This window comes from Bacillus sp. SIMBA_026, from assembly GCF_046535335.1.
Taxonomy (GTDB): domain Bacteria; phylum Bacillota; class Bacilli; order Bacillales; family Bacillaceae; genus Bacillus; species Bacillus velezensis.
Genome location: NZ_JAWRWX010000230.1, coordinates 1 through 265 on the forward strand (window position 1 = coordinate 1; position 265 = coordinate 265).

At 66.0% G+C, this 265-nt stretch carries 1 protein-coding gene; it reads left to right on the plus strand.

The window, feature by feature from the left end; translation table 11 throughout:
* The coding region (locus SB847_RS21295; RefSeq protein ID WP_410578637.1) for a hypothetical protein at nucleotides 1-265 on the plus strand (265 nt) is incomplete at both ends.

Genomic DNA, 265 nt, shown 5'->3' on the forward strand with positions numbered 1-265 from the left:
TCGTCCGTTTCATGGAGGAGAAGGGGCTGACCACGCTGCTCGTGCAGCAGAAGAGGGGAAGCCTGGGACTTTTGGGGATGGTCCGTGGCTTCTTCAACGACGCGCCCGAACTCGCGGTGGTGGTCACGGAGGCCAGCACATTGAGCGAGCTACCGTTGGCGCTCAACCTGGCCCGCCGCCACGTTGGCAAGCCCGGGGTCCGAACAGCTCCGCTGGCCGACCTGACGGGAATCGTCCAAGGGCTGCCCAGTGCCGGGCTTGTGGC